The sequence below is a fragment of the Pseudomonas trutticola BRTCR10 genome, assembly GCF_056155105.1.
Genome location: NZ_CM149552.1, coordinates 610,083 through 630,826, shown reverse-complemented (window position 1 = coordinate 630,826; position 20,744 = coordinate 610,083). Strand labels below are relative to the sequence as shown.

The window sequence follows — 20,744 nt, the reverse complement described above, 5'->3', positions numbered from 1 at the left end:
GCTTCGGCTCCCACAGGTTGCAGCATTTGCTGCTATGGTTTTTGGCATGAGCCAGACCATTTCCCCACCGCTGCTAAGCGCACCCACTCCGACGCAATCGCGCCTGTCGTTTTGCGACGCCACACCGCGCGACCTCAAGCGCTGGATCGCCGGCCTGCCCAAGGCCAATATCGGCGAAACCGCCCGCCAGTTGTATCAAGGACTGGGCGAGCTCAATCAATTGCTGACCCCCAGCGACAATCGCCTGCAACTGCTGGAGCTGCTGCGCCCCGAGGTGTATTTCGTCTGCCAGCACCTGGAGCGGCACTTCCTGCATCAGGCAATCATGCTTGATGAGCGCTCGCGCAAGATCAGCAACCTGTGTCAGACGCTGCAAAGTCAGCTGTCCATCGGCTACAAACAGATCCTTTTGCGCATCGCGCCCAAGTACAGCAAGGATCGCGCGGCGCTGATCAGCCTGGCCCTGCAACGGGCGGCGCATGCACTCAAGGGTCAACTGGTGCGCGCCACGCAGTTGTACAGTTCGCCGCCGGAACACCTGTGGTTCGAGCTGCATCAGCTGTATCGCCTCGCCTGTGAATTGCAGTTGCATCAGCGCCGCGTGCATGACGACCTCGCCAGCCTGACCACGGAGCTGAGCCTCGAACAGACTTACATCGCCACCCTGTTATTGGGCAGCGCCCGTTGCAACCAACTGCGCCAAAACCAGATCGCCCGGCTCGCGGAAGTGTTGGAGCCGTGGAGCGCCTTGCTCAAGCTGCGCCCCGGCAGTCCGGACGATGGCTTGTTTGCGATCAGTGCCGACATCGACGTCGGCCCGCGCTACCGCTCGATGTTTCGTAGTGAGCAAAAGCCCGGGCTGCTCGGTTTCGATCCGCAGCCGTTGGTGAATGCCATCGAAGCGCATCTGCTGCGTCAGGACACCTCGACGCCACTACCGATCCCGACAGGCCTCAGCTTCGATACCCTGCAACACTTGCACGCAACCTGGGGCCAGACCGCCGAGCGCAGCTTTCAACGCACCATGGGTCAGGGCACTTTGACCGTGTGCGTGGGCATGAGCGCCCTGCACTTCTACCTCGGCGGCGAACGCACGTTCAGCGAATTGCTCAAGCATCCCGGGGCCCGTGCGGCCAACTTCAGCAGCGCCGTGGCCAAGGGAGAGAAAGACAGCTGGAGTCAGGCCTTCGATGCCGCTCCGCAAAGCCAGGCTGATGAGTTCCTGCCTTATGAGGAAATTCAGTACGACCATCTGGTCGAGGACGAAAACAGCACCGACAACACGCCGCACTATCCGACCTATGCGTTGCCTGTGATCAATCACAGCCCCGGGGGTTATTGCCTTGGCTGGCCGAAAGAGGTGCCCGCCGAATTGCAGGCAGGTGAAATGCTCGGGATTCAGGACAGTGCGAGTCTGGGCTGGAGCATCGCGGTGATTCGCTGGATCAGGCAAGTGCGTGGTAGCGGGACGCAAATGGGCATCGAGCTGGTGGCGCCCCATGCACAACCGTGCGGCTTGCAACAGGTGCGTTCGCGAGACGACCACAGTCACTATTTACGCGGATTACTGCTGCCGGAAATCAGCGCAATCGATTTACCGGCAACCTTGCTGGCACCACGACTGCCGTTTCAGGAAGGCAATAAAGTGCTGATCAACACCCACGGCGAGGAGCACCGCGCCGGGCTGGATCGACGGGTGGCGAGTACGCACAGTTTCAATCAGTTTGCTTATCGCTCGCTGGAGGCCGCGCAGAATGGCGGGAGCGAGGAGGATTTTGATTCGTTGTGGAAATCACTGTAAACGCACAGCTTGGGATTGGCGGCGCGGCAATCGCGGGCAAGCCACGCTCCCACAGGTTTTGAGGTGATCACAATTTTGTGAGTAACCCAACACCTGTGGGAGCGTGGCTTGCCCGCGATGAGGCCCGCTCAGACAGCAGAGATCTTAGAGCTGCCCGTCGCGATCGCGGAAACCCAGCAGATACAACACGCCATCAAGACCCAACGTCGAGATCGCCTGCTTCGCCGACTGCTTGACCAGCGGCTTGGCACGGAACGCCACACCCAATCCGGCAATCGCCAGCATCGGCAGGTCATTCGCGCCGTCGCCGACCGCGATGGTCTGCTCCAGACGCAAACCTTCCTTGTGCGCCAGCTCCTTCAGCAGGTCTGCCTTGCGCTGCGCGTCGACAATCGGCTCGATCGCCACGCCAGTGCACTTGCCGTCGACCACTTCCAGTTCGTTGGCGAACACATAGTCGATGCCGAGTTTGGCTTGCAACTGTTTGGCGAAATAGGTGAAGCCGCCGGACAGGATTGCAGTCTTGTAGCCCAGACGCTTGAGTTCGGCGAACAGGGTTTCAGCACCCTCGGTCAGCCGCAGCGACGCGCCGATCGAGTCCAGCACGCTGACGTCGAGGCCTTTGAGCAATGCCAGACGCTCCTTGAAACTGGCACGAAAATCCAGCTCGCCGGCCATCGCCCGCTCGGTGATCGCCGAAACCTGCTCGCCGACGCCGGCGGCCTTGGCCAGTTCATCGATGACTTCTGCTTCGATGAGCGTCGAGTCCATGTCGAACACCGCCAGACGACGGTTGCGACGGAACAGCGAATCTTCCTGGAAGGCGATATCGACGTTCAGCTCTTGAGCGACGCTGAGGAATTCAGCGCGCAGCGCCTGCGGATCCGCCGCTTCACCACGCACGGAGAACTCGATGCAGCCCTTGCCCTTGTCGGCCGGGGTGTCCAATGGCATGCGACCCGACAGACGGTCGATGTGATCGATGTTCAAGCCATATTTGGCAGTGATCGAGCTGACAGCCTGCAGTTGGCCGGCGGTCACTTTGCGGGTCAGCAGGGTAACGATGTGGCGCTTTTTGCCCTGATTGCCCACCCATTGCTGGTAATCCTCTTCAGACACCGGGGTGAAACGCACCTGCTGATCGAGCTCGTAGCCCTTGAACAGGATGTCCTTGAGCACGGATTTACCCTGCTCGGAATCGGGAATTTCCACCAGGATGCCGAACGACAGCATGTCGTGGATCACCGCCTGACCGATGTCGAGAATGTTCACGCCACCCTGTGCCAGAACACCGGTAATGGCCGCCGTCAGACCCGGACGGTCGACTCCCGTGATGTTAATCAGGACGATTTCGCGCAACGCGCACCCCCGCAACTGGAAAAAAACCGCATTCTACTCACTTTCAGTGACCATCGGGCACCGCGAGCGCTTTGCCGGTCTAGGGCCTGTCGCTATACTGCGCGTCAACTTCACGGACAAAAGAGCCGAGCTCAGTGAACCGGCCCACGCCAGTTAAAACCGATAACTTCTTCCTGCTGATCTTCCGTGCACTGCGCCATCGCCGTGTACCGATTGCATTGCGCATTGCCAGCCATAACGTGATCCTGGTCGCTCTGGCCCTGGTGATCTATGCCGGCGTGATGGGTTTGCAATTCAAGCAGGCCATGCACGAGCAGGCCGATGCGCTGGGCGAAAGCCTGACCACGCAGACCGCCACTTCCGCCACGGAGCTGTTGGTGTCCAACGACATCCTCAGCCTCAACGTGCTGCTCAATAACCTGACCAAGAACAAACTGGTGGCCCACGCGGCGATCTATAGCGTGGACAACCGCATCCTCGCCGAATCCGGTCAGCGCCCCAAGCACAGCCTTTTGGGCGAAGCCGAAGGCATGTACGAGAGCAAGATCACTTTCCAGGACGTGACGGCCGGGCAACTGCGCATCAGCCTCGACATGGATCAATTCCAGCAGCCGATGACCATCAGCCTGCAAAGCATGGGCATTTTGAGTGCGATTCTGTTGGCGCTGTCGCTAGCCTTGAGCCTGCGTATGGGCCGTTACCTGTCGACGCCGTTGCTGCAGTTGCGCGTCTGGCTGCGCCGAATCGACGAGCACACGCCGGGCATCGACCGTCAGGATGAAATCGGCGATCTGGCTCGTCAGTTGCACGCCAACTACGCGCCGGAACCTGCGCCTGAACCGGAACCCGAGTTCGTAGACGAGGACGACGAGCCTGAGTTCGAAGTGCGCAACCTGCGTGATCCGAGCTTCGACGAGACTCGCCCGCTGGCTGCGCAAAAACCCGCGCCTCGCCATGTGGTCAGCACCGTCGAAGACGATGAGGACGATGACGCGTTCGCCGATCTGCGTGACGAATCGCTTGCTCAAACCGCGCACCCGGTGATTCGCAAAGCGACGCCAAGCGTGCCGCAACACACGGCCGTGCTGGCGGTGCAACTGGGTTCGCAAGAGCAGCTGCGCCGTTTGCCTAAAGCGCGACTGGACGAATTGCAGGAACGCTATCGCGACTGCCTCGATCAAGCCGCTTCGCTGTATCAGGGTGAAATCGAAACCCTGAACGACGGCAGCACGCTGATGCTGTTCCACACCGAAGATTGCGGTGACGATTACCTGACCAACGCCATCTGCTGCGGCGAGTTGTTGCGGGCGCTGGGCCATCAGTTGCAGATTGAAGTGGCGGACAGCGGTATTACCCTGCAATTGCAGCTGGGCCTGACCCTGGGTGATGAGCTGTTCGGTCTTAGTCAGATTGATCTGCTGCTCACCGATTCGGCCCAGGATGCACTGGCCCTGTCGCAACACAGCCGCAATCTGCTGCTGGTCGAGCGCAAGATCAGTGATGACACACTGATTCGCCAGCGTGCGCGGATCCGCCCGATTGCCAGCCCTGAGGGCGCTTGCTGCGTAGAGCGGTTGATGGAGCCTTATCCATCGATGCTTGAGCGGCAACTGGCGCGGATGCATGAGCGCCGGGCTTAAGCCTCAAGCCTGAAACATCGAAGCCCGCAGACGAGTGATTGTCTGCGGGCTTTTTTGTTGCCTTCACTGGCCCCTTCGCGGGCAAGCCCGCTCCCACAGGAGTAGCGGTGTTCACAAGCCCCGTGCAACGCCCGATAACCTGTGGGAGCGGGCTTGCCCGCGATGAGGCCAGCACTGAACACAAAGATCTCCAGCCACCAGACACAACAAAGCCCGCACAAGGCGGGCTCTGTTCTGACTCGATCCAGCGTCAGAAGCGGAACACTTCCATATCCGTACGAATCGGTGATGCCATCGGAATCTTCGGCTGCTTCTCGGCTTCTGCCGCCGGCGCTGCCGGTTTCGGTGCCGCTTTACGCGGAGCCTCGGCCACAGGTGGCTGATTGGCCAGTGGCTTGAGCGCCACTGACAGTTGCTCAGCCAGACGCTGCAACAGGATCCCTTGCGCCTGAACCTGCGAAGCCGTGCTTCCGGCGTGCAGCTCCTGCAGATGGACGATGCGGTTATCGCGCACCTTGCCGCGACGGTCGATCAGGCGCCATTGCGCATCGAGAATCGCCGGTTGTTTCTGACCGGAGTCCAGACGTGTGATGGTCAGCAAGACCTGCACATCCGGAGTAAACCCGGTTGTCGCTGGCGCCAGTACCACACGCTGGCTATCCAGATGACCCGCCACCTGACGCATCAACAACTGATCGATATCCGACGAAAGGCTGCCCGCCCAACGACCATCGGTCGCCGCTTGCAGACTGCCGTCCGGCTGACGTTGCAGCAATGTCTCACGTTGCAGGTAATCGGCTACGACCACCGGGCCCAACAAAACAGCCATGCCTGCGCTTTGCGCAGGCTGAACCGGACTTCCGCTGTCCAGTTGATACAGCGACACCGGCTGGTGAACGCTGCAACCCGCCAGGCCCAAAACGCCGGCGAGCAGGAAAATAAGGGGGCGCAGAGCAGTCATCATCCCGTCCAGGTGGCCGCCACAAGGCTGACCACAGTGAAAATACTCAATAAATATGAAGAACGCTCGGCCACGCCGGCGCTTGGAAAGGCCATATCATCCGTGAATATGCGTTCCGACTCCAGCGCCAAAGCGCCGATCTACGCGTTAAATCGTAGATACGGCGCTCTAGGACGCCTAATTGAGGTTTTCGACGAGCAGCGCATCGACCCGCTGGAAGCCACGAGGGAGTTTATTCCCGCGACGTCCACGCTCACCTTTATAGTGTTCGAGGTCGTCGGCCTTCAGCGACAGGGTCCGTTTTCCGGCCTGCAGCACCAGTGTTGCGCCTTCCGGAAGCACGGCGATGTCCGTGACATATTCTTCGCGACTGGCCACACGCTCACCGGAAATACCGATGATCTTGTTGCCCTTGCCCTTCCCTAATTGTGGCAGATCGCTGATTTTGAAGATCAGCAGGCGACCTTCGGTCGTGACCGAGGCCAGCCAGTTCTGCTCACGATCAGCCACCGGACGCGGTGCGATCACTTTGGCATTGTTCGGCAGACTCAACAGGGCTTTACCGGCCTTGTTCTTGGCTTGCAGATCTTCGCCTTTGACCACGAAACCGTAACCGGCGTCGGAGGCGATCACGTACAACGCATCATCCTCCGGCATCAGCACGCATTCGAAGGTCGCACCCGGTGGCGGCGTCAGACGGCCGGTCAGCGGCTCGCCCTGGCCCCGCGCCGACGGCAAGGTGTGCGCGGCGACCGAATAGCTGCGACCGGTGGAGTCGATGAACACGGCAAACTGGTTGGAGCGCCCCGCCGCCGAGGTCTTGAAGCCGTCGCCGGCCTTGTACGACAGACCAGTGGCGTCGATATCGTGGCCCTTGGCTGAGCGAATCCAGCCTTTCTCGGACAATACGACGGTGACTTTTTCGTTCGGCAGCAGATCGTGTTCGGTCAGCGCCTTGGCTTCGGCGCGCTCGACGATTGGCGAGCGACGGTCATCGCCATAGGTTTCGGCGTCTTTGATCAGTTCGGTACGCACCAGCTTCTTCAGCTTGGCTTCGCTGCCCAGCAGCGCTTGCAGCTTGGCTTGTTCCTTGAGCAGTTCGTCCTGCTCGTCACGCAGCTTCATCTCTTCCAGTCGTGCCAACTGACGCAGACGGGTGTCGAGGATGTAGTCGGCCTGGATCTCGCTGAGGGCGAAACGCTCGATCAGCTTGGCTTTCGGGTGCTCCTCGGTGCGGATGATATGGATCACTTCATCCAGGTTGAGGTAGGCGATCAACAAACCGTCCAACAGGTGCAGGCGACGCTCGACCTTGTCGAGGCGGAATTGCAGGCGGCGACGCACGGTCAGTACGCGGAATTCCAGCCATTCGACCAGCAACGCCCGCAGGTTTTTCAGCTGCGGCTTGCCGTCCAGACCGATGATGTTGACGTTGACCCGGTAGGTCGACTCCAGCTCGGTGCTGGCGAACAGGTGCTGCATCAGCGCTTCGTGGTCGACGCGGCTGTTGACCGGAATGATCACGATACGGCACGGGTTTTCGTGGTCGGATTCGTCGCGCAGGTCGGCGATCTGCGGCGCTTTCGACGGTTTCGCCTGCATCAGTGCGGCGATCTGCTCCAGCACCTTGGCACCGGAGACCTGATGCGGCAGCGCGGTGACGATGATGTCGCCGTCCTCGACGTGGTAAACGGCGCGCATACGCACCGAGCCCTTGCCGGTTTCATACATTTTCAACAGGTCGGCGCGCGGGGTGATGATTTCCGCTTCGGTCGGATAATCCGGGCCCTGAATGTGTTCGCAGAGCTGTTCGACCGTGGCTTTCGGCTCATCGAGCAAGCGTACGCAAGCGGTGGCGACTTCGCGCAGGTTGTGCGGCGGCACGTCGGTGGCCATGCCCACGGCGATGCCGGTGGTGCCGTTGAGCAGAATGTTCGGCAAGCGCGCCGGCAGAACCAGCGGCTCCTGCAGGGTGCCGTCGAAGTTCGGGCCCCAGTCGGCCGTGCCCTGACCCAGTTCGCTGAGCAGCACTTCGGAATAACGCGACAGGCGCGCTTCGGTGTAACGCATGGCGGCGAAGGACTTCGGATCGTCCGGCGCACCCCAGTTACCCTGGCCATCGACCAGCGTGTAGCGATAGCTGAACGGCTGGGCCATCAGCACCATCGCTTCGTAGCACGCCGAATCGCCGTGCGGGTGGAACTTGCCGAGCACGTCACCGACGGTACGCGCCGATTTCTTGTGCTTGGAATCGGCGTCCAGCCCCAGTTCGCTCATGGCGTAGACGATACGCCGCTGTACCGGTTTCAGGCCGTCGCCGATATGCGGCAGAGCACGGTCCATGATCACGTACATGGAGTAGTTGAGGTAGGCACTTTCGGTGAAGTCGGCCAACGATCGGCGTTCTACACCGTCCAGGCTGAGATCAAGGGGGTTGCTCATGCAGGCCTCATCGGTTCGTTGTCTGGCGCAGCAGCATGGTGCCACCGCGCTGAGTAAATTCAAGTTTGTTCAGGGCGCTCATACCGAGCAGCACCTGATCGCCATGCAGCCCCGGCGCCACCAGTGCGCGAACATCCCGCAGCACGATGTCGCCCAGTTGCAGGCGGGCAATTTTTGTCCGATAGCCCTGGCTCAGGCCATTGGCCGTGCTCAGGGTCACACCGAAACCTTCTTCCAGCTTCAAACGCTTGGCCAGATCCGCCGGGATCGCCACATCGGTCGCGCCGGTGTCGAGCATGAACTCCACCGGCTCACCGTTGATCTGGCCGCTGGCGACAAAATGCCCTTGGGCATTGCTCGCCAGCTTCACTTCAATAAAGCCTTCGCCCTGCTCCGAACTCACGACGACGTTCGGATTCTGCTGGCGTTGTTCCCACTGGCCGAAAAACCGTGTGGCCAGAAAAAGTGCAGCACACCACGCCAGAATCATCAGCACCCGACCGGCGCGTTTGCCCGGCGGTTGCTGGCTCACGGCTTGGCGCTCCAACCGCCGTCAGGCGCGGCAAAGCGCCAGACGATCGGGCGTTTTTCGCCGTCGTTGCGGGCACCGTCGTTGTTGTCGATGCCGATCCACGCGCCCTGGGCATCCACCACCAGCGCTTCCGCCAGACCGTAGGCCTGTGAGTACTGGCGCTGTGGCTGCAAGGCATCTTCGGCATACGACCAGCACAGCTCGACCTTGGCGGTTACCGCATCGCGACGACAAATCTGGAACGCATTGCGCTCGAGGGTAAACAGCTTGCCGTTGAACAGCGACAGATCAGCGAAGTCGCGGGTGACGGCACGGGCCTTGGGAAACTGCGGCGGCTGCATCTCGACCCCGCCTTCGCTGAGCAGCACGCAGGCGCCCTCGCAATCCCAGACCGTTTGCTGCCGCTTGATCTTCAGCAGACCACGGCGCTCACGCTCGGCGGCCAGCCACAACTGATCGCCCGCCGGGTTGATTGCCAGACCTTCGAATAGTGCGTTGAAGTGCAGCAACATGCCGCTGGCCCGAGCCTCTTTCACCAGCATCGGCGAAATCTTCAGCCACGACGCCGGGCCTTGGGGCGGCACTTGCAGTACCGCTGCGTGGGCCTCGCTGACAATGTAGCGATTGCCGGCGTTGTCGCAGGTGATGCCTTCGAAATCAAGATCGCCGCCACGAACGAACGAGGCCGCCCAGGTGCGCGAACTCAAACCCCAGGGCAAGCCGCTGTCAGGCACCTTTGGCACATCGATGTGCACGGTTTCCGCCAGCCAGACTTGATCTGCGGTTTTAAGCCGGTAGATCTGCTCATCATCGCGGTCGGACACCGTCCACAACTCATTGCCGCACAAGGCCAGCCCCGACAGGTTGCCACCGCGCATACCGTCGACCGGGTGCTCGGAGAGCAGGCGCAATTCCTGTAACGGCTCGGCCGAAACGGTCATCGCACTCAGCAGTAACGCACCTGCCAGGGCCCAGCCAAATCGCATCAGGCCAGCACCTCGGCGAGGTTGCCCTTGGATTCGAGCCAGGTCTTGCGGTCACCGGCGCGTTTCTTCGCCAGCAGCATGTCCATCATTTCCGAGGTTTCGGCAAAGTCTTCGCCCAGCGTCAATTGCACCAGACGCCGAGTGTTCGGGTCCATGGTGGTTTCGCGCAACTGCGGCGGGTTCATCTCACCCAGACCCTTGAATCGGGTGACCTGCGGTTTGCCGCGCTTCTTCTCGGCTACCAGACGGTCAAGAATGCCGTCGCGCTCAGCTTCGTCGAGGGCGTAGTAAATTTCTTTGCCGAGGTCGATGCGGTACAGAGGCGGCATCGCGACGTAAACGTGACCGGCATCCACCAGCGGGCGGAAATGCTGGACGAACAACGCGCACAGCAAGGTCGCGATGTGCAGACCGTCGGAGTCGGCGTCGGCGAGGATGCAGATCTTGCCGTAGCGCAACTGGCTCATGTCTGCGGCGCCCGGATCGACACCGATGGCCACGGCGATGTTGTGCACTTCCTGACTGGCGAGCACTTCGCTGCCGTCGACTTCCCAAGTGTTGAGGATCTTGCCGCGCAACGGCAGGATCGCCTGGAATTCCTTGTCCCGCGCTTGTTTGGCGGAACCGCCGGCGGAATCACCTTCGACCAGGAACAGTTCGGAACGCATCGGGTCCTGCCCGGCGCAGTCAGCCAGCTTGCCCGGGAGTGCAGGGCCCTGAGTGACGCGTTTACGCTCGACTTTCTTGCTCGCCTTGAGGCGGCGACCGGCATTGTTGATCGCCAGTTCGGCCAGCGCCAGACCGGTTTCCGGGTTGGCGTTGAGCCACAGGCTGAACGCATCTTTCACGACACCGGAAACGAACGCCGCCGCTTCACGGGACGACAGACGCTCTTTGGTCTGGCCGGAGAATTGCGGCTCCTGCATTTTCATCGACAGGACGAAAGCGATGCGCTCCCAGACGTCTTCCGGCGCCAGCTTCACGCCGCGCGGCAGCAGGCTGCGGAATTCGCAGAATTCGCGCATCGCGTCGAGCAAGCCCTGACGCAAACCGTTGACGTGGGTACCGCCCTGCGCCGTCGGGATCAGGTTGACGTAGCTTTCCTGCACCGCATCGCCACCTTCCGGCAGCCACAGCAGCGCCCAGTCGACCGCTTCCTTGTTACCGGCGAAGGCACCGCAGAACGGTTCGTTCGGCAGGCGCTCGAATTCGCTGACGGCGTCGACCAGATACGAGCGCAGGCCGTCTTCGTAATGCCATTCGACTTTCTCACCGGTGCCTTTGTCTTCGAAGCTGACCAACAATCCCGGGCACAGAACGGCCTTGGCCTTGAGTACGTGCTTGAGGCGGCTGATGGAGAATTTTGGTGAATCGAAGTATTTCGGATCCGGCGCAAAGTACACGCTGGTGCCGGTGTTGCGCTTGCCGACCGTACCGACGATTTCCAGCTCGGAGGCTTTGAAACCGTCGTTGAAGGTCATCTGGTATTCGTTGCCGTCACGCTTGACGCGCACCCGGACTTCGGTCGACAAGGCGTTGACCACAGAAATACCCACGCCGTGCAGACCGCCGGAGAACTGGTAATTCTTGTTGGAGAACTTGCCGCCCGCATGCAGCTTGGTAAGGATCAGCTCGACGCCCGACACGCCCTCTTCCGGGTGGATGTCGACCGGCATGCCACGGCCGTCGTCGCTGACTTCCAGCGAGTGGTCGGCGTGCAGGATGACCTGTACCGATTTGGCGTGGCCGGCCAGGGCTTCGTCGACGCTGTTGTCGATGACTTCCTGGGCAAGGTGGTTCGGCCGACTGGTGTCGGTGTACATGCCGGGGCGTTTGCGCACCGGGTCGAGGCCCGAGAGGACTTCGATGGCGTCGGCGTTATAAGAGCTAGCGCTGGGAGTGGCCATAGGGTCTCGTCGTCAGTCATTCATGAAATAGGGGCAAGACTTCACAGTGCGGTGAAATCGATTGCCTGATACAAATCGGCGCCAATGCCGGCAAAACTCAACAACGCCGGCAACTGCCCGGTAAATCCCTGGTAACCATGGTCGCCGCCGGCCTGAATGCGCAAGGCACAGGCCCGGTAATACTGCTGGGCGAGGCGATAGTCCAGTGTTTCATCGCCGGTCTGCAACCAGACCTGATAACGCTGTGCATCCTGGGGTGCCGGCACTTCCAGTTCGGCCAGCGCCGTCACATGGTCATGGGTCAATTCCCAGGTTTCATCGGTATACAGGTTTTTCTGCGTGCCCAGATAGCCGTCGAACATCCGGTGCGGACTGACGGCCGGGTTGACCAACAAGGCTTTCAGGCCATGGCGCTCGGCCAGGTGAGTCGCATAGTAGCCGCCGAGTGAGCTTCCCACCAGCAACGGGCTGCCCAGTTCGGCAATCGCTTGCTCCAACTGACCGATGGCTTCACGCGGATGGTGATGCAGGGCCGGGACACGCAGTTGATCGCTCAAACCCAGTCGTTTCATCACCTCGACCAGTTGACAGGCCTTTTTCGAGGCCGGTGCGCTGTTGAAGCCGTGGATATAGAGAATCGAACCGGACATTTGAGCTCCCTGGGTGTCGGCGAAAGATAGCGGAGTTTACAGGGAGTCAGGGAATTCGTGGGTGTTTGTAAGGACGCCTTCGCGAGCAGGCTCGCTCCCACGGGTGTTCGCGTTCCAATGTGGGAGCGAGCCTGCCCGCGAAGGCCGCGACTCGGTATTCAGTAGCCGTTGGAGCCGTAATCGATGGTGAATTCGAAATCGGTGACGCGCTCAACTCCCGTTTCGAGGCGACCATCCGGCAGCAGCCGCAACCAGCGATAACCCGGCGCCTGCTCACCGACCTTGAAGTCTTCACTGCCCGGTTCGAACTGAATGCAGGTCGACGGCGAGGCCATCAGGCGCACGCCATTGCGCTCGCGATCAATTTCCTGATGCACATGCCCCCACAACACCGCCCTCGCCTGTGGAAAACGATCCAGCACCTCGAAAAACGCCTCAGGATTGCGCAAGCCGATCGGTTCCATCCACGCGCAATCGATCGACACCGGATGATGGTGGAAGCACACCAGATGATGACGCTCCGGCGCTTCGCTCAACGAGCGGGCCAGCAGTTGCAGTTGATCGTCCTGCAAATACCCTGGCACCGAGCCGGGGACAGCCGAATCCAGAAGAGTCACCCGCCAGTTGCCGATATCGACCACCGACTCCAGCAGCGCGCTCTGCACCGCCGCCACCGCCATGATTTGCGGTTCGTCGTGATTGCCGGGAATCCAGCGCGCCGGAGCATCGATCTGCGCGCTCATTTCACGAAACTGCTGATACGACTCCAGCGTGCCGTCCTGGGAAATATCGCCAGTAGCCAGAATCAAATCGATCTGGGGCTGCTGCCCCAGCACCAGCTCAATGACCTTTTGCAGGCTCTCGCGGGTGTTCATGCCCAACAGCGTGCCGTCCGCTTCAGCGAACAGATGGCTGTCGGACAACTGCACCAGCAACGCCGGGGCGGCGGTGGTCAACGTGGATACGCTCGGCAAGGCGTTCTCCCAGGGCAAAGGCACGGATTCGGTTGAATGGCGCAATTATGCTGGGGGACGAGTGAAAGGGGAAACCGCCGAACCGGACGCAGTTCACAACTAGCGTACGACTTCGTACTCGTGCCCCAACGCCAGGCAATGACTCAGCCATTCCCCCAGGAACAGATTGAGCTGAGCTTTTTCATCGGGCTGATGCATCGCGGCGTTCGGGTAAGGATAGATGCCGCGAAAGCGTCGTGCATGTTCGGCGCTGACCACTTCGGCCATGCGTGCGTCGTGATAGACCTGAACTTCCAGTTGCGGCACCGGCAGCCACGGCAGGCTGTGTTCCTGGCGCACTTGCAAGGTGGTGGTGTACGGACAGGTCTGCAGGACTTCGAGGGCCAGCACGCCGAGCATTTGCTCACCCTGAGTCACGGCAATGCGCCGCGCTTCGGGCTCGTTGCGCATGTCCGGCACCAGTCGCATCAGGCGCGCGTAGTTGGCCTCGCAGGCGGCTTGCAGCCCAGCGAGGTCAACCCGATAACGATCGCGCAGCTTGTTTACGACCATAACCCCCTCACTTCGGCGCGGTTCAGCGCCAGCCATTGCAAGGCGATGATGCTCGCCGCGTTGGCAATGCGTCCGTCGCGTACGGCCTGCAAGGCATCTTCGAAGGCCCAGACCGTGACGCGGATATCTTCTGCCTCTTCCTCCAGCCCATGCAGGCCGCCAACGCCGTCGGTGCTGCAACGCCCCAGATACAAATGCACGAACTCGTTGCTGCCGCCCGGCGACGGGAAATATTTGGTCATCGGCCACAGGGCCTTGATGTCCAGCCCAGCTTCCTCCTGCGCTTCGCGGTGAGCAACTTCTTCCGGCACTTCTTCCTTGTCGATCAGACCGGCGACCAGCTCGACCAGCCATGGGTTGTCAGTCTTGCCCATGGCACCCACACGAAACTGCTCGATCAGCACCACTTCGTCGCGCTGCGGATCGTAGGGCAGCATGCACACGGCATCATGACGCACGAACACTTCGCGATTGATCTCCCGACTCATGCCGCCAGCAAACAACTCATGGCGCAGGTGCAAACGGTCGAGCTTGTAGAAGCCCTCGTAGCAGCGCTCGCGCTTTACCACATCGACGGTGGTCGGAATGGCGTTGGCAAAATCAGTCATGAAGCATCCTCTTTACTGCGAATCCATTACGAGGTGCCTTTTTGTTACTGCAACGTGTCACCGGCAACCTCGACTTCGCGCCATCCTAACGCGCCCGCACCGTTTGATGCAGCCCCTTTACCGTCAGCGGGATGGACGGTGGAGGCGAAACCCACTCTAATTAGCTTAGTGGCGAACTGACTGCTTCTGCGAGAGTCGAAGCGGATATCTTTTTGCCTTCCCCTGCTTTCGAAAGGACGCCCATGTCGCTTTTCAAAATTGCCTCCGTGGCCGCCATCGCCCTGACTCTGGGTGCCTGCGCCAGCCTGTTCCAGCCCAATTACCGCACACCGCTGGAGACCACCCGCGATGCGTCGGAACAGCTGAAACCCGGCTGCTCCAACCCTGACTGCCCACTGGTGAATATCGACACTCTGCGTTTCCCGGCAGAACCGGCACTCGACGGGATCATCGAAAAACGTCTGCTGCAAATGACCCGCACCGAGAAAAACGCGCCGGTGGCGCCGACCCTGGCGGCCTATCGCGAGCAGTTCCTGGCCAATGCCGGCCCGCGCAACAGCAGCTACCTGCAAGCGAAAGTACGTGAGCAGCATGACGGCTTGGTGATCATCGAGTTGTCGAGCTACCTCGACACCGGCGGCGCACATGGCACCCCAGGGCGCGGTTTCATCAACTATTCGCGCCAGCAGCACAAGGTGCTGAACCTGTCGGACATGCTGCTGCCGGGTCAGGAAGACGCGTTCTGGAAGGCTGCGCAAGTAGCGCACAACAGCTGGTTGATCAGCACCAAGCTCGATCAGGAAGCGGAGTTCGTCAAGAACTGGCCGTTCGTGAAAACCCAGAACGTGGCGCTGACCTATGGCGGCGTGATCCTCAAGTACGACGTGACCACCATCGCGCCTTACGCGCTGGGCCACGTCGAACTGAAGATTCCTTATCCGCGTCTGAACGGCATCCTCAAGCCCGAGCTGTTTCCCGGCCGTAACTGAAGGCCCGGCCCAGCACGAACTGCAACAGCCCTGCCAGCACCAGCGCCGGCAGGGTTGCGCCGACATCCGGATACAGATTCGCCAGCAAGTGGTAGGTGCTCACGCCACCCAACCACGCCAACAGCGCTGGCCAGCGCAATGCGGCTGACGCGACCTGAGCACTGCGCTTGCGCAGAATGAAGTGATCCACCAGCACCACGCCAAACAGCGGCGCAAACACCGAACCGATCAGCAGCAGAAAATTCTGGTACTGCGCCAATGGCGCCAGCAAGGCGATCAGCGTGCAGATCACGCCGATGGCCAAGGCCAGATGCTCGACTTTCAAGCGCAACAGAATCCCGCTGGACACCGCCGCCGAGTGAATGTCGGCGAAGGCGTTTTCCGACTCATCGAGCAGAATCAACAACAGCGGAATGCCCAGCCCGGCGCCAGCCAGGGCCAACAGCAGCGCGTTGACTTCACCGCTCGGTGCGAACGCCAAGGTGTAGGCAACGCCGAGGCTCATCAGCCAGAAATTGCCGATAAAGAAGCCAATCGCAGTGCCACCGAAAACGTTTTTCGCGCGCTTGCCGAAACGCGAGTAATCGGCGATCAGCGGCAGCCACGACAACGGCATCGCGATAGCAATGTCGAAGCCCACGGCGAACGGCAGTGAACCGTCACCGGCCTGCGCCCACAACGCTGCCAGATCAGCCTTGGCGAACAGGTTCCAGGTCAGCCAGATGCACGCGCCGAGCAGCAGCCAGATCCCCCACCTGCGCAGGATCTGCCGGACGAATGTCAGCGGCCCGCTGACTGCAAGCAAGGTCGCCAGCGTGCCGAAAAACAAGGTCCACAGCAGCGGGTAAGCCCACAGCGAGTGCTCGCCGAAAGCGCGGGTGCCCAGCAGGCTGGCGGCGTCGCGCATAACGATGATTTCGAAGGAGCCCCAACCGATCAGTTGCAGCAGATTGAGCAGCGCCGGCAGGCTCGCGCCTTTGCGGCCGAGGCTGAGTTTCAGCGCGGCCATCGACGAAAGGCCGGTGTCGCTGCCAATCACGCCGACGGCGGCCAACAGCAAAACGCCGACCAGCGTGCCGAGGAAAATCGCGAACAACGAACCGGACAGTCCCAGACCTGGCGCCAGTAGCGCACCGGTCTGCAAGACCATCAAGCCGATGCCGAGGGAAAACCACAGGGAAAACAGATCGCGACCGCCGAATACACGCTTGTCGGCGGGCACGGCGAGCTCTGGGGAATAAGTGCTGGGTTGAATGCTCAAGGGTGTTATCTCAGAGGGACATTTGTTGTTTTTTTGATCGCCATCGCGGGCAAGCCCGCTCCCACAGAATCCTCGCTGAACACAAATCTTGTGGGCAACGCAAAACACTGTGGGAGCGGGCTTGCCCGCGATGACGGCGGCGCGAGCGCCGCCGGACTCAGGTCAGATCAAACCTTCTTGTACAGCTGACTGCCTTCCTTCTTGAACCGCTCGGCCTGTTCCGCCAGGCCCTGGGCGACGTCCACGTCGACCGCGTCGATCCGCTGGTTGGCCGCGTATTCGCGGACTTCCTGGGTGATCTTCATCGAGCAGAATTTCGGCCCGCACATCGAACAGAAGTGCGCGACCTTCGCCGAGTCCTTCGGCAGTGTTTCATCGTGATACGAACGGGCGGTGTCCGGGTCCAGACCGAGGTTGAACTGGTCTTCCCAACGGAATTCGAACCGCGCCTTGCTCAAGGCGTTGTCGCGAATCTGCGCGCCCGGGTGGCCCTTCGCAAGGTCGGCGGCGTGCGCGGCGATCTTGTAGGTGATGATCCCGGTCTTCACGTCATCCTTGTTCGGCAGGCCCAAGTGCTCTTTCGGCGTCACGTAGCAGAGCATCGCGCAACCGAACCAGCCGATCATCGCCGCACCGATACCCGAGGTGATGTGGTCGTAGCCCGGCGCGATGTCCGTGGTCAGCGGGCCGAGGGTGTAGAACGGCGCCTCGTCGCAGCACTCCAGCTGCTTGTCCATGTTCTCTTTGATCAACTGCATCGGCACGTGGCCCGGGCCTTCGATCATGCACTGCACGTCGTGTTTCCAGGCGATCTTGGTCAGCTCGCCGAGGGTTTCCAGTTCGCCGAATTGCGCTTCATCGTTGGCGTCGGCAATCGAGCCCGGACGCAAGCCATCGCCCAGCGAGAAGCTGACGTCGTAGGCCTTCATGATTTCGCAGATTTCGTCGAAGTGGGTGTAGAGGAAGTTTTCTTTGTGATGCGCCAGGCACCACTTGGCCATGATCGAACCGCCACGGGACACGATGCCGGTCACGCGTTTGGCGGTCAGCGGCACGTAGCGCAGCAGTACGCCGGCGTGAATGGTGAAGTAGTCGACGCCCTGCTCCGCCTGTTCGATCAGCGTGTCGCGGAACAGCTCCCAGGTCAGGTCTTCAGCCACGCCGTTGACCTTTTCCAGCGCCTGATAGATCGGTACGGTGCCGATCGGCACTGGCGAGTTGCGGATGATCCACTCGCGGGTTTCGTGGATGTGTTTGCCGGTGGACAAGTCCATCACGGTATCCGAACCCCAGCGAATGCCCCAGGTCAGTTTCGCCACTTCTTCTTCGATGGACGAACCCAGGGCGCTGTTACCGATGTTGCCGTTGATCTTCACCAGGAAGTTACGGCCGATGATCATCGGTTCCAGTTCGACGTGGTTGATGTTGGCCGGAATGATTGCACGGCCACGGGCGATTTCTTCGCGGACGAATTCGGCGGTGATTTCTTTCGGGATGCTGGCACCGAAGCTGTGGCCGGCGTGTTGCTGCTGCAACAGACCTGCGGCGCGGGCTTCTTGCAGCTTCATGTTTTCGCGGATGGCGACGTATTCCATCTCGGCGGTGATGATGCCTTTACGTGCGTAGTGCATCTGGCTGACGTTGGCCCCGGCCTTGGCGCGGCGCGGGTTGTTGACGTGGGCGAAGCGCAGTTTGGTCAGCTCTGGGTCGGCGAGGCGTTCCTGGCCGAAGTTCGAGCTCAGACCTGGCAGACGCTCGGTGTCGCCACGGTCGTCGATCCATGCCGAACGCACATCGCCGAGACCTTTACGCACATCGATCACCACGTTCGGATCGGTGTACGGGCCGGAGGTGTCGTAGACGGTGACTGGCGCGTTGATTTCGCCACCGAAGTCGGTCGGGGTCACATCGAGGGTGATTTCGCGCATTGGCACTCGGATGTCGGGACGGGAGCCCTGAACGTAGATTTTTTGCGAACGGGTGAACGGCTTGACCGATTGCTCGTCGACCTTGGCCGAGTCACTCAGGTTGATCGCGTTTTTAGATTTTGTAGTCATCACGGGCTCTCCAGACAGCATCCAGGCAGTGGATTGTCGGAGCAGAACCTGAAAGGCACGGACGCACCAGGACCGGTGCTGTGCATCGTCGTCGAGCGTTCGATTGTCGAACAATTTCCCGGACGAAGCACAAGAGGACTCGCCGGGTGACGAGAAATCTTGTTCCCTACGCAGGCGCTAACCTGATCAGGTTCAACGGGATCCGAAATTATTCGATCTCAGCCTCATAGCAAGGCACCCCGACAAGAACCCGGCCAGTCTAGACACAACCGGCAAAGAACGCCAACACCGCAGCAAACACCATGATGAATGGCGCAATTGGCGGGACTTGCAGGATTGTTGCCGCACGATTGCGCAACTACACTCGCTGTGCCATGCGCGCCTTGACGCTACCGGGGCCGCGCCGTAGCCTTGGCGCTCACATTATTTTCGTAATATTTCTTGCTAGGGATCGCCTCATGCTGCGCAAACTTTCACTGGCTCTTGCCGTGTCTTGTGCGTCCAACGCAATGGCCTGGGCAGCAGAAGCGCCCTTGTCGAGCAAAACCGATCTGGTCAGCGTCTATCAGGAAGCGGTCGACAACAACGCCGATCTGGCCGCTGCCCGCGCCCAGTACGGCGCACAGAAGGAAGTAGTGCCGCAGGCCCGCGCCGGATTGCTGCCGAATCTGTCCGGCGGCGCTGAAGTCGCCGACGTACGCACCTCGATCGACCAGCCTTCGGCCATTGCCAACCGCAGCGCGCATTCCTATCAGGCGACACTCGCCCAACCGCTGTTCCGCGCCGATCGCTGGTTCCAGTACCAAGCGGCCAAGGACGTCAACGAACAGGCCGCGCTGCAACTGTCGGCCACCGAACAGAACCTGATCCTGCAATCGGCCGAAAGCTATTTCAACGTGCTGCGCAGTCAGGACAATCTGGCCTCGACCAAGGCCGAAGAAGCGGCGTTCAAGCGCCAGCTCGATCAGTCCAACGAGCGCTTCGATGTCGGCCTGTCGGACAAGACCGACGTGCTGCAATCGCAAGCCAGTTACGACACCGCGCGGGCCAACCGGATCGTCGCCCAGCGTCAGGTCGATGATGCGTTCGAAGCACTGATCACCCTGACCAACCGTCAGTACAACTCGATTCAGGGCATCGTCCACACGCTGCCGATCCTGCCGCCGGCGCCGAACGACGCCAAGGCGTGGGTCGATACGGCGGCGAAACAGAACCTCAATCTGCTCGCCAGCAACTTCGCCGTCAGCTCGGCCGAACAGACCCTGAAGCAGCGTAAGGCCGGCCACCTGCCGACCCTCGACGCCGTGGCCAAATACGAAAAAGGCGACAACGACGCCCTCGGTTTCGCCAACCCGAATGCTTTTGGCACGCCATACCGAGGCAACGTCGAACAGAGCACGCTGGGCCTGCAACTGAACATCCCGATCTACAGTGGCGGGTTGACCAGTTCGCAAGTGCGCCAGTCGTATGAACAACTGAATCAGAGCGAACAGCAGCGCGAATCCCTGCGTCGGCAGATCGTCGAAAACACCCGCAATCTGCATCGCGCGGTCAACACCGACGTTGAGCAGGTGCAGGCACGCCGTCAGTCGATCATCTCCAACCAGAGCGCAGTGGAAGCCACGGAAATCGGTTATCAGGTCGGTACGCGCAACATCGTCGACGTGCTCGATGCCCAGCGTCAGCTGTACACCTCGGTGCGCAACTACAACAACACCCGCTACGACTACATCCTCGACAACCTGCGCTTGAAGCAGGCGGCGGGGACGTTGAACCCGGGGGACTTGCAGGATCTGACGCGGTATCTGAAGGCCGACTACAACCCGGACAAGGACTTCCTGCCACCGGATCTGGCCAAGGCAGCGGAAGCACAGCTCAAGGCCCGGCCTTAAAAGCAAAAGATTGCTGCCTTTTCCTGTAATAGCGGCGGACTGTGGCGAGGGGATTTATCCCCGATGGGCTGCGCAGCAGCCCTGAACCCATTCACCGTATTGATTCAGGAAGACCCCGATTACCGGCTCTACG

General features: G+C 60.8%; 16 protein-coding genes and 1 riboswitch. Of the genes, 4 read left to right on the top strand and 12 right to left on the bottom strand.

What is annotated here, in order from left to right:
- The first annotated feature begins 46 nt into the window (after window positions 1–46).
- On the top strand, window positions 47–1,801 hold the full coding sequence (locus tag ACVVH8_RS02725) for a molecular chaperone (protein WP_475228362.1): 1,755 nt from the start codon (window positions 47–49) through the stop codon (window positions 1,799–1,801).
- Window positions 1,802–1,945: 144 nt separating this feature from the next.
- Here the strand turns inward: ACVVH8_RS02725 and serB are convergent, their stop codons facing one another.
- Window positions 1,946–3,160, bottom strand: a complete 1,215-nt coding sequence (serB, locus tag ACVVH8_RS02720) for a phosphoserine phosphatase SerB (protein ID WP_103304648.1) — start codon at window positions 3,158–3,160, stop codon at window positions 1,946–1,948.
- A gap of 134 nt (window positions 3,161–3,294) precedes the next feature.
- Here serB and ACVVH8_RS02715 point away from each other — a divergent pair, with 134 nt between their 5' ends.
- The gene (locus ACVVH8_RS02715; protein WP_103304647.1) at window positions 3,295–4,800 is read left to right on the top strand and encodes an AhpA/YtjB family protein; all 1,506 of its coding nucleotides are present in this window, start codon (window positions 3,295–3,297) and stop codon (window positions 4,798–4,800) included.
- 250 nt (window positions 4,801–5,050) lie between these two features.
- Here the strand turns inward: ACVVH8_RS02715 and ACVVH8_RS02710 are convergent, their stop codons facing one another.
- The 9 genes from ACVVH8_RS02710 to ACVVH8_RS02670 all read right to left on the bottom strand — a co-directional run bounded on the left by ACVVH8_RS02710 (window position 5,051) and on the right by ACVVH8_RS02670 (window position 14,412).
- Window positions 5,051–5,761 carry a PqiC family protein gene (locus ACVVH8_RS02710; protein ID WP_103304646.1) on the bottom strand — a complete coding sequence of 237 codons (711 nt, stop codon included), beginning with the start codon at window positions 5,759–5,761 and terminating at the stop codon, window positions 5,051–5,053.
- A 177-nt stretch (window positions 5,762–5,938) separates the two neighbouring features.
- Window positions 5,939–8,203 (bottom strand): DNA topoisomerase IV subunit A, encoded by a 2,265-nt coding sequence (gene parC / locus ACVVH8_RS02705; protein ID WP_475228359.1) that lies wholly within the window; start codon window positions 8,201–8,203, stop codon window positions 5,939–5,941.
- A gap of 7 nt (window positions 8,204–8,210) precedes the next feature.
- Window positions 8,211–8,735, bottom strand: coding sequence for a retropepsin-like aspartic protease family protein (locus ACVVH8_RS02700; RefSeq protein ID WP_103304644.1), 525 nt, complete (start codon window positions 8,733–8,735; stop codon window positions 8,211–8,213).
- Entirely contained in the window at window positions 8,732–9,721 is a 990-nt protein-coding gene (locus ACVVH8_RS02695; RefSeq protein ID WP_103304643.1) for an esterase-like activity of phytase family protein, read from the bottom strand. The genes ACVVH8_RS02700 and ACVVH8_RS02695 overlap by 4 nt, the downstream gene beginning before the upstream one ends.
- Window positions 9,721–11,628 (bottom strand): DNA topoisomerase IV subunit B, encoded by a 1,908-nt coding sequence (gene parE, locus ACVVH8_RS02690; protein WP_103304642.1) that lies wholly within the window; start codon window positions 11,626–11,628, stop codon window positions 9,721–9,723. The genes ACVVH8_RS02695 and parE overlap by 1 nt, the downstream gene beginning before the upstream one ends.
- A gap of 41 nt (window positions 11,629–11,669) precedes the next feature.
- A complete protein-coding gene (locus ACVVH8_RS02685; protein WP_213027357.1) occupies window positions 11,670–12,278 on the bottom strand; it encodes a YqiA/YcfP family alpha/beta fold hydrolase in 609 nt (202 codons plus the stop codon).
- A 158-nt stretch (window positions 12,279–12,436) separates the two neighbouring features.
- Window positions 12,437–13,252, bottom strand: coding sequence for a 3',5'-cyclic-AMP phosphodiesterase (gene cpdA, locus ACVVH8_RS02680; RefSeq protein ID WP_475228356.1), 816 nt, complete (start codon window positions 13,250–13,252; stop codon window positions 12,437–12,439).
- Window positions 13,253–13,351: 99 nt separating this feature from the next.
- Window positions 13,352–13,804 carry a DUF1249 domain-containing protein gene (locus ACVVH8_RS02675; RefSeq protein WP_064117171.1) on the bottom strand — a complete coding sequence of 151 codons (453 nt, stop codon included), beginning with the start codon at window positions 13,802–13,804 and terminating at the stop codon, window positions 13,352–13,354.
- Complete coding sequence (locus tag ACVVH8_RS02670) at window positions 13,795–14,412, bottom strand: NUDIX domain-containing protein (protein WP_103304639.1); 618 nt, start codon at window positions 14,410–14,412, stop codon at window positions 13,795–13,797. Before ACVVH8_RS02670 ends, ACVVH8_RS02675 begins: the two co-directional genes overlap by 10 nt.
- 242 nt (window positions 14,413–14,654) lie before the next feature.
- Between ACVVH8_RS02670 and ACVVH8_RS02665 the strand changes: the two genes are divergently transcribed.
- Window positions 14,655–15,401, top strand: a complete 747-nt coding sequence (locus tag ACVVH8_RS02665; RefSeq protein ID WP_103304638.1) for an RsiV family protein — start codon at window positions 14,655–14,657, stop codon at window positions 15,399–15,401.
- Here ACVVH8_RS02665 and cytX read toward each other — a convergent pair.
- Window positions 15,370–16,662, bottom strand: coding sequence for a putative hydroxymethylpyrimidine transporter CytX (gene cytX, locus ACVVH8_RS02660; RefSeq protein WP_475228354.1), 1,293 nt, complete (start codon window positions 16,660–16,662; stop codon window positions 15,370–15,372). The two genes, ACVVH8_RS02665 and cytX, sit on opposite strands and share 32 nt — an antisense overlap.
- A gap of 167 nt (window positions 16,663–16,829) precedes the next feature.
- Window positions 16,830–18,719, bottom strand: a complete 1,890-nt coding sequence (gene thiC, locus ACVVH8_RS02655; protein WP_103304636.1) for a phosphomethylpyrimidine synthase ThiC — start codon at window positions 18,717–18,719, stop codon at window positions 16,830–16,832.
- Window positions 18,720–18,865: 146 nt separating this feature from the next.
- Window positions 18,866–18,971, bottom strand: a riboswitch (TPP riboswitch).
- A 206-nt stretch (window positions 18,972–19,177) separates the two neighbouring features.
- Between thiC and ACVVH8_RS02650 the strand changes: the two genes are divergently transcribed.
- The gene (locus tag ACVVH8_RS02650) at window positions 19,178–20,611 is read left to right on the top strand and encodes a TolC family outer membrane protein (RefSeq protein ID WP_213027354.1); all 1,434 of its coding nucleotides are present in this window, start codon (window positions 19,178–19,180) and stop codon (window positions 20,609–20,611) included.
- Window positions 20,612–20,744: the final 133 nt, after the last annotated feature.

Excerpts from the sequence above, each read along its gene's own strand:
- ACVVH8_RS02675 (WP_064117171.1), bottom strand. The coding sequence starts at position 13,804 with ATGGTCGTAAACAAGCTGCGCGATCGTTATCGGGTTGACCTCGCTGGG.
- ACVVH8_RS02670 (WP_103304639.1), bottom strand. The coding sequence starts at position 14,412 with ATGACTGATTTTGCCAACGCCATTCCGACCACCGTCGATGTGGTAAAG.
- ACVVH8_RS02650 (WP_213027354.1), top strand. The coding sequence starts at position 19,178 with ATGCTGCGCAAACTTTCACTGGCTCTTGCCGTGTCTTGTGCGTCCAAC.
- ACVVH8_RS02710 (WP_103304646.1), bottom strand. The coding sequence starts at position 5,761 with ATGACTGCTCTGCGCCCCCTTATTTTCCTGCTCGCCGGCGTTTTGGGC.
- ACVVH8_RS02725 (WP_475228362.1), top strand. The coding sequence starts at position 47 with ATGAGCCAGACCATTTCCCCACCGCTGCTAAGCGCACCCACTCCGACG.
- thiC (WP_103304636.1), bottom strand. The coding sequence starts at position 18,719 with ATGACTACAAAATCTAAAAACGCGATCAACCTGAGTGACTCGGCCAAG.
- parC (WP_475228359.1), bottom strand. The coding sequence starts at position 8,203 with ATGAGCAACCCCCTTGATCTCAGCCTGGACGGTGTAGAACGCCGATCG.
- ACVVH8_RS02695 (WP_103304643.1), bottom strand. The coding sequence starts at position 9,721 with ATGCGATTTGGCTGGGCCCTGGCAGGTGCGTTACTGCTGAGTGCGATG.
- parE (WP_103304642.1), bottom strand. The coding sequence starts at position 11,628 with ATGGCCACTCCCAGCGCTAGCTCTTATAACGCCGACGCCATCGAAGTC.
- ACVVH8_RS02665 (WP_103304638.1), top strand. The coding sequence starts at position 14,655 with ATGTCGCTTTTCAAAATTGCCTCCGTGGCCGCCATCGCCCTGACTCTG.
- ACVVH8_RS02685 (WP_213027357.1), bottom strand. The coding sequence starts at position 12,278 with ATGTCCGGTTCGATTCTCTATATCCACGGCTTCAACAGCGCACCGGCC.